Below are 13681 nucleotides of genomic sequence, written 5' to 3'. Positions count from 1 at the left end.
TGGAGGCTTTGACACTGAACGTTCCGGCAGCTCTCATGCGACTGATCGTGTCGGCGCCGGCCGGATCACGTCCCACGGGTCATCGCAACGACCGCTCCCGGTTGGAGGTCAAAGAACACGCTGAGCGCGTGGACGACAACGTTTTTCCGTCGGCTGTCGGGCCGGGCGGAGTCTGGATGCCAGGGGGCGGAGGGCTCGGGTGGTGCGGGTGACGGCTGCGGCGTAGGCGATGCCGAAGAGGAGTGCGGCGAGGAAGGCCAGGTGTCGGGAGAAGCCGTCGATGAGCGGGAAGACCTGCCAGTGGGTCAGGTAGATGTACAGGGAGCTGGTGGCCAGGAGGCCGGCCACCTGGTTGATCCGCTCCCGGCTGGGCAGCGTAGGAACCCACACAAGCAGGGCGAACCCAGCGGCGATGATGGCCTCTCGGCCGGGGTCACCGGGGAAGAAGCCGGGCAGCGTGGCCAATGCGGCGGCGGTGACGGCCAGCCGCCGGCCGCGGGTGTCGGCCTTCGCTGCCGCCCAGCCCAGCGCGAACAGCCAGAAGACGGTGACCGCATCCGGCATGACGGTGCGCTCGGGAAGGCCGAGGAGGTCGTAGCGGGTGAGCAGGCCGAGCGCGGCGATCGTCATCGGCAGGGCGTAGGGGAACCGGCGCTCCGCCCGGTCCACGATGGGGAGCGTCAGCAGGGCCACCGCGGCGACGAGGATGTAGACCAGGGCCTCGATGAACCAGAAGTGCATTCCCGTTTTGAGGTCCTCGGGGCCGAGGACGCTGTCCAGCAGGACGAGATTGGCCCAGGTGTAGTCGTCGTTGAGGAGCAAGGCGAAACCGATCCAGGCCATGCTCGGCAGCGCCACACGGGCGATGCTCCTCCTCACACGGCGGACGCGCTCTTCGCGCGGGGCGGCGCTCAGGTGGAAGCGGGCGAAGTTGTAGCCCGCGATGGCGAGGAGCAGGTGCGCTCCGCCTTTGATCCCGAACACGTGGATGTGGGAGCCGACGATGCAGAAGATCGCCAGGGCGCGGAGAGCGACGCTGGTCTCCAGGGAGCGCCGGCCTGAGGGGATCTCCCGTGCGGGGGGCCGGAGTTCGCGGATCGGGGTCGTGTGCCAGCCGGCCGGCAGATGGCCGAGCCGCTCCTCCAGGTGGAGCGACATCTCGACGTACGACAGGGAGTCGCCGCCGAGGCCGACGAAGGAGCTGTCCGGGGTCACCTCGGAGCGGGGGCGGTCGAGGACCAGGGCGTAGAGGGCGCACAGGTCCTCGGGATCCGTGCCCCTGAGATCGGGAACATCGGGGTCGGAGGCGGGCGCGGGTTCCGGGGCCTGGCGGGACAGGTCCCGGACGGCCTGGTAGTCGGGTTTGCCCGTGGGCAGGCGGGGGAGGTCGGCGACGTGGTGGACCCGGATGGCCCGGGGCGGTAGCCCGCACTCGGCCGCCACCAGTCGGCGTATTCGGCGCGGGTCGGGGGCGGGGGTGCCGGTGGTGGCGAGGGCGAGGGCCTCGTCGTCGCCGGTGCACAGGGCGGTGACGCCGTGCCGTTCGAGCATCGCCTCGATCTGCTGCGGGTCGATCCGCAGGCCGAGGATCTTCGCGAACCGGCTGCGCCTGCCGACGATCTCGTACAGCCCGTCGGGGGCGAGTCGGGCGATGTCGCCGGTGGCGAGCTCGTCCACGGTCCGGCCGAGGGCAAGGTCCTCGGGGGTGCGGGCGTAGCCGAGCATCACGTTGGGTCCGGAATACACCAGTTCGCCGGTGTTCTCGTCGGGACGGTCCGCCAGGGGCCGGAGCCGGAAGGAGCCGCCGGGGACGGCGACTCCGACGGCCTCGGGGCGGGCCTCGGCGAGGTGCGGCGGCAGGTAGGCCATGCGCGCAGTGGCCTCCGTCTGCCCGTACATCACGAACAGCTCCCAGCCGGCGCTGCGGCCCAGTGCCGCGTACCGCTGGACCTGCCCGGGTGCCAGCCGTCCGCCCGCCTGGGTGACGTAGCGCAGGTGGGGCAGGTCCATGGCGGCGAAGCCGACCCTGTCGAGCAGGTCGAAGGTGTACGGGACGCCTGCGAAGGCCGTCCCGCGGGCGCTGCGGAACAGCTCCCAGAAGCAGGGGTCGGCGACCGACAGGTCGGTGAGGATCATCCCGGCGCCGCGCAGCAGGTGGCTGTGGATGACGGAGAGGCCGTAGCAGTAGTGCATCGGCAGGGTGGTGGCGGCGCGGTCCGTGGCCCGGATGTCCAGGTACTCGGCGATCGACTCGGCGTTGGCCTGGAGGTTCTCGTGGGACAGCCGGACGAGCTTGGGCGATCCGGTCGAGCCGGAGGTGCTCAACAGCAGTGCGAGGTCCGTGTGCAGGGTGTGGGCGGAGGCAGGCCGCCGCTCGTCGAGCACCCACCGTCCGCCGCCCGGGTGAGCCACCACGTCCGGGTCGTACGCGTCGATCAGCGACTGCAGCGCTTCGGGGTGGTCGCCGGGGACCAGCAGCACCGGATGCCCTGCCGCGAGCGCCGCGAAGTACACGACGAGCGCGTCGACGGTGTTGGCGCCGACCAGCAGCACGAGTCGGCGTTCGCGCCCGAGGTGCCCTGCGGTCTCGTCCACACGCGCGGCGAACTCGGCGTAGGTCACCCGGCCGTCAGCAGTGATGAAGGCCGTGCGATCACCGTGGGCGGCGAGATTGCGCGCGAACGGGACATATCTGGTGCCGTGGAAAAGGGCGGAAGGGGCAGTCACCAGCGCATCGTAGGAAAGCCTTACCTCATTGAATAGTCACAGAGATGTCACGAACGATGACGCGGAGATCAAGCTGTAGATCGAATGCGAGGCCGAACAGCGGATTACGCAAGATCCACAAGCAATTCACCCGCGGGGTCGCGAGCGGCGCCCACTGGGCGCTGCGAGAACGTTATGACCAATGCTCTTGACCTTTAGGTTAGCTTTACCTTACTCATGGGAGGTTCCCAGGTTCTCCACTGCACGTGCAGGAAGGCTTCCCATGCGACGCCCACTCGTTCGACGTCTGACCGCGCTCCTCGCGGCAGCGCTCCTCCTTCCCGCCGTCGCCGGGTGCGGCGTCGACGAGGACGACGCGGGGCTCGTCATCTACTCCGGCCGCAACGAGAAGCTGGTCAAGCCGCTCCTGGACGAGCTGGAGAAGGCCGTCGGCACCACCGTGGCCGTCCGCTACGGCGAGAGTGCCGAACTGGCCGCCCAGATCCAGGAGGAGGGCGCCAAGACCAAGGCCGGCCTGTTCTTCTCGCAGGACGCGGGCGCCCTCGGCGCGCTCTCCACCAAGGGCCTGCTGGCGAAGCTGCCCCAGGGGACGCTGGACAAGGTCGATCCGGCGTTCCGCGGCGGCGCGGGCGACTGGGTGGGCACCTCCGGTCGCGTCCGCGTCCTGGCGTACCACCCGGGCCAGGTCGCCAAGGCTCCCGACAGCGTGCACGAGCTGGTCAAGCCGGAGTGGAAGGGCAAGATCGGCTACGTCCCGACCAACGCCTCCTTCCAGGCCTTCGTCACCGGCATGCGCGTCCTGGAGGGCGACGACGCCACCCGCGCCTGGCTTCAGGGCCTCAAGGCCAACGACCCGAAGGTGTACGAGAACAACCTCAAGGTGCTGGAGGCCGTGGGCAAGGGCGAGGTGTCGCTCGGCCTCGTCAACCACTACTACTGGTACGAACAGGTCGCCGAGAAGGGCGAGAAGAAGGTCGGCGCGAAGATCCATTTCCTGCCGGGCGGCGACCCCGGTGCACTCGTGAACACGGCCGGAGTCGGCATCGTCAAGGGCGGCTCGGACAACGGCCGCGATCAGGTGCCGGCTGCGCAGAAGGCCGTCGACTTCCTCCTCTCGGAGAAGGCGCAGAAGTATTTCGCCGACGACACCAAGGAATACCCGCTGGCCGCCGGTGTCACCAGCAACGTGAAGGGCCTGCCGCCGCTGTCCTCCCTCGAAGCCCCGAAGATCGACCTCGGCAAACTCGAATCCCTTCAGGAGACCCTGAAGATGCTTCAGGACGTCGGGATGGTCTGACCCCATGCACTCCACGGATCCCGTCCCGCGGACGGATCCCGGTGCGCAGGACCCCGCATTCCGTCCGGCCGGCGCCGCCGCGCCGGCCGGACGGCTGCGCGCGGGCCGGCCGCGCACCGGGCGCAGACTGCCCGGACGGCCGGACGCCGGGCGCCGCCCGCCGACCGCACTCGTCGTCCCCGCGGCCATCGCCGCCGCGTTCGCGCTGCTGCCGCTCGGCTACCTGGCCGTCCGCTCTCTGGAGCGCGGGCCCGCCTTCGCCTGGGACGTCATCGCCGACGAACGCACGGTCCGCCTGCTCGGCAGCACCCTGGCCCTGACTGCAGTCGTCGTCACCGCCTGCCTGCTGCTGGGCGTCTCGCTGGCCTGGCTGACCGTACGCACCGCGCTGCCGGGCGCCCGCGCCTGGTCGGTGCTGGTGACCCTGCCGCTGGCCGTGCCCAGTTACGTCGCCGCCTTCGCCTGGCTGTCGGCCTTCCCCGGCCTGGCGGGCTTCACCGGGTCCGCGCTCGCCCTGACCCTGGTGAGCTTCCCGTACGTCTACCTGCCCGTCACCGCCGCGCTGCGCGGCACCGATCCGGCGCAGGAGGAGGTCTCCCGCTCACTCGGGCACGGGCCGCTGCGCACATTCCTGCGCGTGACGCTGCCGCAGCTGCGTCCCGCGGCGGCCGGCGGTGCCGTCCTGGTCGCGCTGTACGTGTTCTCCGACTTCGGCGCCGTGTCCCTGCTGCGGTTCGACACCTTCACCCGCGGCATCTACACCTCCTACCGGGCGTCCTTCGACCGCACCCCGGCCGCCGCACTCAGCTTCGTCCTCGTCGTCATGACGATCGCCCTGGTCGCCGCCGAGGCACGCACCCGCGGCCGGGCGGGCCACGCCCGCACCGGATCCGGCACCGCGCGCCCTGCGTTCCCCCTACCGCTGGGCCGGTGGCGGTTGCCCGCGCTGGCCTGGTGCTCGGCGGTGACGGCGGTCGCCGTCGTCACCCCGCTGGCCACCCTCGCCTACTGGATCGCGGTCGGGAACTCGGCGACCTGGGACCCGGCCCGGCTCCTCGAGACCGCCGGCACGACGCTGGGTGTCGCTGCCGCCGGTGCCGCCCTCACCACCCTTCTGGCCCTGCCGGTCGGGGTGATCGCGGCCCGCCACCGGGGCCATTCCGCCCGGCTGCTGGAGCAGGCCGCGTACGCCGGGCACGCGCTGCCCGGCATCACCGTGGCCCTGTCCCTGGTCTTCTTCTCCGTCCGCTACGCCGAACCGCTCTACCAGGAGATGCCGCTGCTGGTCTGCGCGTACGCCGTGCTCTTCCTGCCGGTCTCCGTGGCCGCGACCCGGGCCGCCGTGCTCCAGTCACCACCGGTGCTGGAGGACGTCGCCCGCTCGCTCGGCCGTACTCCGCTGCGCGTGCTGCGCGAGGTCACCATGCCGCTGGCCGCGCCCGGGGTCGCCGCCGGGGCCTCACTCACCTTCGTGGTGTGCATGAAGGAGCTGCCCGCAACGCTCCTGCTGCGCCCCACCGGCATGGACACGCTCGCCACCCGCCTGTGGACCGAGACCGGCACCGGCTCGTTCGCCGCCGCGGCCCCCTACGCCGCGGCCCTGATAGCGCTGGCCGCCGTCCCCTCCTACCTCCTCGGAAGGCACCGCACATGACCGACCTGCAGATCAGGGGACTGTCCAAGGCGTACGGGCCCGGGTCTGCCGCCGTGCTCGACGGGCTGGACCTGACCATCCCCCGCGGCACCCTCGCCGCGGTCCTCGGCCCCTCGGGATGCGGCAAGACGACCCTCCTGCGCACCGTCGCCGGCTTCCTGCGCGCCGACGCGGGCACCGTCGCCCTCGGCGACCGCACCCTCGCCGGCCCCGGCACACACCTGCCGCCCGAGCGGCGCCGCATCGGCATCGTCCCCCAGGAAGGCGCACTGTTCCCGCACCTCAGCGTCGCGCGCAACATCGCTTTCGGCCTGGCCGCGCTCGACCGGAGCGCCCGCCGGCAGCGCGTCGGGGAGATGCTGGACCTCGTCGGGCTCGCCGGATACGGCGACCGGATGCCGCACGAGCTCTCCGGCGGGCAGCAGCAGCGCGTCGCCCTCGCCCGCGCCCTGGCCCCACAGCCGCAACTGGTGCTGCTCGACGAACCGTTCAACGCCCTGGACAGCGCACTGCGGACCGGCGTACGGGCCGATGTGCGCGCTGCCCTGCGGGCCACCGGGGCCACCGCGGTGCTCGTCACCCACGACCAGCAGGAGGCCCTGTCCACGGCCGACCTCGTCGCGGTCGTCCGGCACGGGCAGGTCGCCCAGTGCGCCACCCCCGAGGAGGTGTACCGCCGCCCCGCCGACCCGTGGGTGGCCGGCTTCGTCGGCGACGTGGTCGTGGTCGCCGGCACCGCGGACCAGGGCGTGGCGGACACGCCGCTCGGCCGGGTACCGCTGGCGAACGCGCCGAGCGGGCTGCGCGAGGGGCTGGTGCTCCTGCGACCGGAGCAGCTCCGGCTGACCGACACCGCGTCGGCGCAGGCCCTGGGCACGGTGCGCGAGGTGCGGTTCTACGGGCACGACGCCATGGTCACGGTCACCGTCGACGGCATGGCCGACCCGGTGGACGTCCGCGTCCCCGGGACGGCACCCCTGGACCCCGGCAGCCGCACCGGCCTGGCGGTGGCAGGGCAGGCGACGCTCCACAACGCCCCTGCGTGAGCGGGCCGCCCCAGTGCCCCCAGGTAGCGAACTCATCGAGCCAGGACCGGTCGAGGAGCCTGAGCGGCAGGGAGACGGACTCCCCCTCCGTCGGCCGTCCCGCCTTGCTCACCACTCGGCAACCGCAGGCAGAGGAGCGACGCCACCCAGGTGCGGGGCCTGACGGCGTCCCGCCGGGATGGCGCGGCCTATTGACGGATCGGTACGGGGCGAGGGACCGCTCGGACGTAGACGAGCATCCCTACGACCTCGACCAGGGTCTGGGTGACCACGACCACGGCGGCCGCCGCCAGGTACTCCGGCAGGGCGGGGGCGAGCGGGAGGACCACCAGGGAGTTGCGGGTGGCCCCGGTGAAGACGATCGCCCGGCTGTCGGGGGCGTCGAGGCGAAAGAAGCGGGCGACGGCAAGCCCGGCGAAGGGCATCACGAGCAGGAACGGGGTGTAGACGGGCACGACCGCCGCGACGTCGCCGAGGTTGCCGCCTTGGGGACCTGGGAGGCGACGACGGTGAACAGGGTCGCGGCCATCAGCGGGACCATGGCCGCCGTAGCGGCATCGGCAAGAGCCGGGTGGCGGCCAGGAGCCGCTGCCGGAGAGGTTGATGGCGCTCATGAGGTCGCTACTCGATGACCCGGCCCGGGAACCTTGCTGTCTGCCCATGTCCGGATCTGACAGAACGTGGTCATTGCGGCCGCCGTGGTGAGGCGAAATGATCGACGCATGCTCCAACCACACAGGGTCGTCATCGCTGCCTTTCCGGGTGTCGAACTGCTCGACGTCACGGGTCCGGCCGAGGTCTTCTCGGTCGCCACGCGAGTCGCCGGCAACGGCCGATCCGGCTACACCGTCCGGATCGCGACAGCCGACGGTGGACCGGTGGCCACCTCCAGCGGCGTCCATCTGATGGCCGACCTGACGCTGGACGAGGTGAACGGCAACGTGGACACCCTGCTCGTGTCGGGTGCAGTCCATGTGGACGACCACGGGGTGGAGCCGGTTCTCGACAGCGGGATCATCGACTGGCTGCGTGAAGCGGCCCCCGGGACCCACCGTATGGGCTCTATCTGCGCGGGCGCACACCTTCTGGCCGCGGCGGGCCTGCTGGACGGCCTTTCCGTCACGACCCACTGGCTGACGGCCGCGCGGCTGGCTGCCGACCACCCGCGTGTCACCGTCGATCCCGACCCGATCTTCATCCGCGCCGGCCGTCTGTGGACTTGCGCCGGTATCACCTCGGGGATGGACATGGCGCTGGCGATGGTCGCCGAGGACCGGGGACCCGAACTTGCCCTGGCCACTGCCCGGATGATGGTCATGTATGTCAAACGCGCTGGAGGCCAGAGCCAGTTCAGTGTTCCACTCGCGGTGCCGACTGCCCCCGGCGACCGGATCGACGACCTGCGTGTGTGGATCGGCGAGCACCTCGCCGAGGATCTGTCCGCCGAAGCCCTGGCTGCACGGCTGCACCTGAGCGTGCGCCACTTCTCCCGGCTGTTTCGCCGGCGCACCAGCACCACCCCGGCCGCCTACGTCGAGTCCGTCCGGCTGGAGGCCGCCCGCCGCTTGCTCCAGGACAGCGACCGCGGCCTGCCGGAGATCGCCGCCATCAGCGGCCTCGGCTCCGTGGAGAGCTTGCACCGTTCCTTCCGGCGCCGCCTGGGCACCACCCCCGCCGAATACCGGCGACGCTTCCGCTGACCCCAAAGCATCCCCATCCCCCGACCGTCCCGCGGACCGCCGCCCGGCGGAAGACGGTCATTGCCCGCACGAGCGGCGTTACACGACGCAACCAGGGAGAAAACAGTGTCCCGAACCAAGGTCGTCCCGATCCCGGTCATGGGTCGGCACAGCATCAACGCATACCTGCTGCTGGGCCGCCGGCCCGTCATCGTCGACGCGGGTACACCCGGCAGCGGCAGAAGGATCTACGATCAGGTCGCCGCACACGGTGTGGACCCCACCGATGTGTCGCTGATCGTCATCACCCACGGCCACATTGACCACTTCGGTTCCGCCGCCGAACTGCACCGCCTGACCGGAGCACCGGTGGCGGGGCACATCGCCGACCTCGGGCCTTACCGAAGCGGCCGGGTCCGCGAACCTTATCTGCCCACCGGTCCGATGGGCCGCCTCATGGCCAGGAACAGGAACCTGCACATCCAGGTCGAACCGCTCGAACCCGACGTACTCGTGCGGGGTGAAACGGACCTGGAGGACTTCGGGATCGCCGCGCGCATCATGCCCACCCCCGGACACACTGCCGGATCGATCTCCGTCCTTACCGACCAAGGAGACCTCGTCGCAGGCGACCTGGTCGCCAACTCTTTCATGGGACTCATCCCGGGCAGACCGGCCAACCCTCCCTTCCACGACGACCCGCTGCACAACCTGGCCAGTCTGCAGAAGATGCTTGCCCTGAACCCCACCAGACTCCACGTCGGGCACGGCACCCCACTGGAGCCCAACCGGGTCCGACGCTGGGCAGCCCGGGAACACAAGCGACTGACCCGGCTCGAAGCAGCCGGGCGAATCTCCACCCGTACGGAAAAGGACGCGGTCTGACCGGCAGGCATGGCTCGGGCGCCATTGCCTGCACATGCCGCCCGGCTTGACCTCCCGCCATGTCCTGCCGCGCCGCGGTCAGACCGATTCAGGACAGGCACACGCTGTCGCGGGAGAGCTTGTCCGGGCCGAGTCCCCACCTCGGCAGAGCCCCGGACCGGCATACACTCCGGCCTGGTGCCGCACAGAGCGGCAGTGATAGCGGCGCTCAGGCCACCCCCGGCCGGCGCTTGGTCCAGCGGTCCTGCTGGCACCTCCTCCCGCGGCGCATGACACCACGACCAGGCCGACGTACCGTCACCGGATGAACTCGGCCCACACGAACTACCTCTCCCGCGCCCTCGACATGAAGGCCGAGCCGACACTCCGGCCGCTGCCGCCTGCGGTGGCAGAACTTCTGCGATCCCTGGCCGCCCCGCCGCGGCTCGCGGCCCACCTGCGCGCCGTCCACGACGTGGCAGCCGAACTCGTCCACTGGGTATGCAACCGCTGCCCAGACCTGCCCGTGGACGGTGACGCGGTCCTCTTCGGTGCGGCAACTCACGACATCGGCAAGGTCCTGCACCCCGAGGAGCTGTCCGGCCCGGGCTCCGCGCACGAGGAGGCCGGCCGTGTCCTGCTCCTCGCCCACGGCTTCCCGCCGGCCCTGGCCCGGTTCGCCGGCGGACACGCAAGATGGGCGGATCCCGCCGTGACGGTGGAGGACCTACTGGTCAGCACGGCCGACAAGGTGTGGAAGGACAAACGCGTGCCTGACCTGGAGGACCGGCTCGTCGCGCGCCTGGCCGAGGCCTGCGGGCGGGAGCACTGGGAGGAGTACCTGGCCCTCGACGACCTGCTGACCCGGATCGGGACCGATGCGGGCCACCGGCTCGCCTTCCAGGCGTCCTTCCCGATCCACCTCTGAAACGCGCTACGGCGTGCCCCGGCTTCGAACTGGATCCCGTACTTGATCGCCCGGTTGGGGATTTGCCGGACGTGGGCACGGCCTTCGGCTGAATCTGTGCTCGGACCAAGGACGTACTGACCAGCGCAGCAGTTGTTGGGCTGATTCTTGGTGACCGTACTGAAGACGAGCCGTGCTGTGGCCACTGTCTCGTTGTAGATGCCGCCCCCGTCATTGACTGCGGTGTTGCCGGAGACTCTGCTGGAGATCAACGTCGTGGCGGCGAGGTGATGAGGGGCAGGCCCTCCGAATTGAGCTGATACGGCTGCGTGAGGTGTAGGTACAGTCGGGTGCCAGAGCGCTGCGCCGTACCGTCCTGGAGCACCAGCCGCCCGGCGCCCCCGCTCGGCCAGCGCACGTGGACCAGGCAGTCGGTTCGCGACAGCCTCCCGCGGAGCAGTCCGCGCGTGGCGATCCAGCCTTGGCCGGCGGTGACCCGGTCGGGCAGCAGGACGGTGAACAACAGCACTGCGAGTCCGTTCCACAGCGCGGCACGGCCTGGGCTGAGCGTCTTAGCGGCGGCGTCGACCAACAGAAGGCGAGGAGGGAGCTGGAGCAGCGATTGCGCACCGCAGCGCACCTGCCCAGTCCAGCTCTCGGACCGCTGCCGATCGGTGCCCGCACCGTGTCGCCGCGCCCCTCATCCGTCACGGCGTGGAACCGTCCGAGCATGACCGAAGGCTCGGCACCCCACATCTCCCCGGCGCGTATCACCGTCCTGGGCGTTCAACCGGGCAACCCGCCGTTCCGCATCGTCGAGGTCGACGGAGAGTTCGTCGACAGGGCGGCGTCGATGACGGACGTGCTGTTGGTCGCGGCGGAGGCGGGGATCACCATCCATGACCTCGCCGGGCCGCCAGGGCCCTGGCCGCTGGCAGCTTTCGTCTCGATATCGGGCTACATGTCACTATTGAGGTGGTTAGCGCGTTGTTCTGGAGGTGGCTGGGATGGCTGCAGGGAAGAAGGCCAAGAACATCGGCAAGAACGTCAAGGGAAAGACCAAGGAGGTCACCGGCAAGGCGGTCGGCAACGAGACCTTGGAGGCGAAGGGCCGCGCCGAGCAGGTAGCAGGAGATGCCAAGCAGACGGCTCAGAAGGCGAAGGACACCCTCAAGCACTGACCGCGCCGAAAACAGATGAGGCCGGCGGCATTGCCGCCGGCTTCACTGTGTGACAGCCGCTGCCTCGGGCGTCCTCGGAGCGTCGCGTGGACAGGGCAGTGTGGCCGTGCAAAACCACAGGGAGCACAGCCACACTGACGGGGACGATCCCGTGAGCCTCAGCGCCGACGTCCTCGGCGCCGTGGCTCTTCGTCCTCGTCTTCGTCCTCGTCTTCGTATTCGCCCTCGACCTGCTCGTATTCCTCCTCCTCGTCCTCGGGGGTCTCTTCCTCGTCTTCGGGGTAGCCCTCCTCCTGTTCCTCTTCCTCGTCTTCGGGGTAGTCCTCCTCCTGTTCCTCTTCCTCTTCGGTGTCTTCTTCCTCGGCCGGTTCTTCGGCTGCGGCCTCTTCCTCCTCAAGAGCTTCTTCGTGGGTGAGGACGACTTCGCCGTCCTGGATCTCCCCGCGCCAGCCGTCGGGCTCTTCGCTGGAGAGGCTGACGTAGCGGTCGAAGTTCTTCAGATCCAGGCGCATGCGTCGGCCTTGTGCCCGCCACAGGTTTCCGGTCTTCTCGAACAGCCCGGTGGGGTAGTACTCCACGACCAGGAGGATCCGGGTCAGCGAGGGAGCGAGTTCGTGGAAGCTCACGCAGCCGCGTGTGGTTCCCTTGGGCCCCTCGGACGTCCAGATGATCCTCTCGTCGGGGATCTGTTCTTCGATGGTGGCTTTCCAGCTGCGGGTGGAGGGGCCGACCTTGACCTTCCAGTCGGTGGTCGTGTCATCACTCTGGGAGACGCTGCGTACCCCCTTGGCGAAGCTGCTGAAGTTCTCGTACTGGGTCCAGTGGTCGTAGGCAGTGCGCAGCGGTACTCCAACGTCGAGCGACTCGATAATGTTGATGGCTTTGGCGCCGCCTTTGCGGCCCTTGCCCTTGCCGCCGAGCAGGCCGGCACCCGCGTCACTGACTTTGTCCTTGAGGCCGCCGAGTGCCTGTCCGAGAACGGCTTTGACGGGGGAGTCGCCCTGCAGGAGCCGGCCTCCGATGCCGGCCAGATCGCCGCCGTTCTCCGCGACGTCGTAGAGGCTGTCGGTGAGGTCGCCGACTTTGTCCACGGCCTTGTCCGCCAGTTGTTCGGCCTGGACGGAGAGATAGGCGGCGACTTCGTCCAGCAGTTTGTCAAGACCGGACTGGGCGCTCCTGGCGCCACGCTGTGTGGTGGCCATGGTTCACCTCCGCCCGGTCGGCTTGCGACTGGCCGTCTTCCTTGTCGCTGCGGTCTTCTTTCCGGTGCTCTTGGACGCCGGCCGGGCCGCTGCGCTCTTCTTCGCTGCGGTCTTCTTCGCGGTCGGCTTGGCTGCTGCCTTCTTGGCCGGGGCCCGGCGGGTCGTGGAGGAGGGAGCCGCCTTTGCCTTCTTACCGCCAGCTGCCTTCTTGGCCGGGCTCCGCTTCGCAGCGGCCTCGGTCGAGGCCTTCTTCGCAGGGGGGGCTTTCTTCGCCGGGGCGGCCTTCCTGGCGGGAGCGGCCTTCTTCGCGGGAGCGGCCTTCTTGGCCGGGGCCTTCTTGGCGGGTGCCTTGCGTGCCGGTGCGCTGCGCGGTGCCCTCTTGGTCGGGCGGGCGGTGGAGGCGCGGCGGGCGGGCCGACGGCGAGCCGGCGGTGCCTGCTCTTCCTCCTCGGGCTCCTCTTCTTCCTCGGGCTCCTCTTCTTCTTCCGCCTCTTCCTCCTCCGGCTCCTGCTCTTCCTCCTCCTCGGCCTCTTCGTAGGGCTCTTCTTCCTCTTCGTAGCCCTCTTCTGCCTCGTCGTACTCCTCCTCGGCGGCCTCGTCATGGCCACGGGTGAGGGCAAGGGTGCGGTCGTGGAGCGAGTCGGCGAGCTGGGACAGCCCGCGGTTCGCGGTCGCCGCTATTGCCTTTCGGCCGGCGTCCAGGGCCTCACCCCGGATCTGCTCGCTGAGCTCGGCGACCTGCGGCATCTCGCCGAGCTTCTTCACGCCTTGCATGGCGAGCTCTCGCGGGTCGATGCCGAGGCGGCGGCCGACGGCGTATGACGCCAGCGTGAAGGCCAGGCGCCCCTTTTTCGCCCGTCCCAGTACGTAGCCTCCGACGATGGCGGCCGCCAAGGCGATCTTGGTCGTGTCGTCCATGAGCGATTTCCCTTTCACCAGGTTGGTGCGGGCCGTCACCGCCTTTGCAGGCCCAAGTGCCGCCGCGGACGCCTGCTTGGGCGGCGGGGCACACAGCTCGCACGGTCATAGAGGCGGCTGCTCTCCCTGGCGCCAGATATGCCTCGTATGCGATGAAAATCTAGGTTTTTGGGATCAATGCTGTTTGCTCCCAGCATGAGCGGGCA

11 protein-coding genes and 2 pseudogenes are annotated in these 13681 nt (G+C 70.0%); 8 read left to right on the top strand and 5 right to left on the bottom strand.

Features of this window, described 5'->3' with window-relative positions; genetic code table 11:
- Positions 1-108: 108 nt before the first annotated feature.
- Positions 109-2727 carry an AMP-binding protein gene (locus AC068A_RS07525; RefSeq protein WP_478582034.1) on the bottom strand — a complete coding sequence of 873 codons (2619 nt, stop codon included), beginning with the start codon at positions 2725-2727 and terminating at the stop codon, positions 109-111.
- Between the two features lie 262 nt (positions 2728-2989).
- Here AC068A_RS07525 and AC068A_RS07520 point away from each other — a divergent pair, with 262 nt between their 5' ends.
- The 3 genes from AC068A_RS07520 to AC068A_RS07510 are packed head-to-tail and all read left to right on the top strand — an operon-like array spanning position 2990 to position 6724.
- Positions 2990-4024: an iron ABC transporter substrate-binding protein gene (locus AC068A_RS07520; RefSeq protein WP_478582032.1), complete on the top strand. Its 1035-nt coding sequence runs from the start codon at positions 2990-2992 to the stop codon at positions 4022-4024.
- A gap of 4 nt (positions 4025-4028) precedes the next feature.
- Positions 4029-5678 (top strand): ABC transporter permease, encoded by a 1650-nt coding sequence (locus AC068A_RS07515; protein WP_478582029.1) that lies wholly within the window; start codon positions 4029-4031, stop codon positions 5676-5678.
- Positions 5675-6724, top strand: a complete 1050-nt coding sequence (locus AC068A_RS07510; RefSeq protein ID WP_478582027.1) for an ABC transporter ATP-binding protein — start codon at positions 5675-5677, stop codon at positions 6722-6724. The genes AC068A_RS07515 and AC068A_RS07510 overlap by 4 nt, the downstream gene beginning before the upstream one ends.
- Before the next feature lie 188 nt (positions 6725-6912).
- Here the strand turns inward: AC068A_RS07510 and AC068A_RS07505 are convergent.
- Positions 6913-7289 (bottom strand): annotated as a pseudogene (locus tag AC068A_RS07505) (hypothetical protein); the annotation flags it as partial.
- Positions 7290-7446: 157 nt separating this feature from the next.
- Here AC068A_RS07505 and AC068A_RS07500 point away from each other — a divergent pair.
- The 3 genes from AC068A_RS07500 (at position 7447) to AC068A_RS07490 (ending at position 10195) form a co-directional block, all read left to right on the top strand.
- A complete protein-coding gene (locus AC068A_RS07500; protein WP_478582135.1) occupies positions 7447-8424 on the top strand; it encodes a GlxA family transcriptional regulator in 978 nt (325 codons plus the stop codon).
- Positions 8425-8529: 105 nt separating this feature from the next.
- Positions 8530-9288 carry an MBL fold metallo-hydrolase gene (locus tag AC068A_RS07495; protein ID WP_478582025.1) on the top strand — a complete coding sequence of 253 codons (759 nt, stop codon included), beginning with the start codon at positions 8530-8532 and terminating at the stop codon, positions 9286-9288.
- Between the two features lie 304 nt (positions 9289-9592).
- On the top strand, positions 9593-10195 hold the full coding sequence (locus tag AC068A_RS07490) for an HD domain-containing protein (RefSeq protein ID WP_478582022.1): 603 nt from the start codon (positions 9593-9595) through the stop codon (positions 10193-10195).
- Between the two features lie 247 nt (positions 10196-10442).
- Here the strand turns inward: AC068A_RS07490 and AC068A_RS07485 are convergent, their stop codons facing one another.
- Complete coding sequence (locus AC068A_RS07485) at positions 10443-10703, bottom strand: hypothetical protein (protein WP_478582020.1); 261 nt, start codon at positions 10701-10703, stop codon at positions 10443-10445.
- Between the two features lie 201 nt (positions 10704-10904).
- Between AC068A_RS07485 and AC068A_RS07480 the strand changes: the two are divergent.
- Both AC068A_RS07480 and AC068A_RS07475 read left to right on the top strand, forming a co-directional pair.
- A pseudogene (locus AC068A_RS07480) lies at positions 10905-11090 on the top strand (hypothetical protein); the annotation flags it as partial.
- A 91-nt stretch (positions 11091-11181) separates the two neighbouring features.
- Positions 11182-11355, top strand: a complete 174-nt coding sequence (locus AC068A_RS07475; RefSeq protein WP_478582017.1) for a CsbD family protein — start codon at positions 11182-11184, stop codon at positions 11353-11355.
- 158 nt (positions 11356-11513) lie between these two features.
- Here the strand turns inward: AC068A_RS07475 and AC068A_RS07470 are convergent, their stop codons facing one another.
- Both AC068A_RS07470 and AC068A_RS07465 read right to left on the bottom strand, forming a co-directional pair.
- A complete protein-coding gene (locus tag AC068A_RS07470; RefSeq protein ID WP_478582014.1) occupies positions 11514-12557 on the bottom strand; it encodes an SRPBCC family protein in 1044 nt (347 codons plus the stop codon).
- A 3-nt stretch (positions 12558-12560) separates the two neighbouring features.
- Complete coding sequence (locus tag AC068A_RS07465) at positions 12561-13475, bottom strand: histone protein (RefSeq protein ID WP_478582012.1); 915 nt, start codon at positions 13473-13475, stop codon at positions 12561-12563.
- Positions 13476-13681: the final 206 nt, after the last annotated feature.

The organism is Streptomyces sp. NPDC043854 (assembly GCF_056436005.1).
This window is presented reverse-complemented; position numbering and strand designations above follow the sequence as displayed.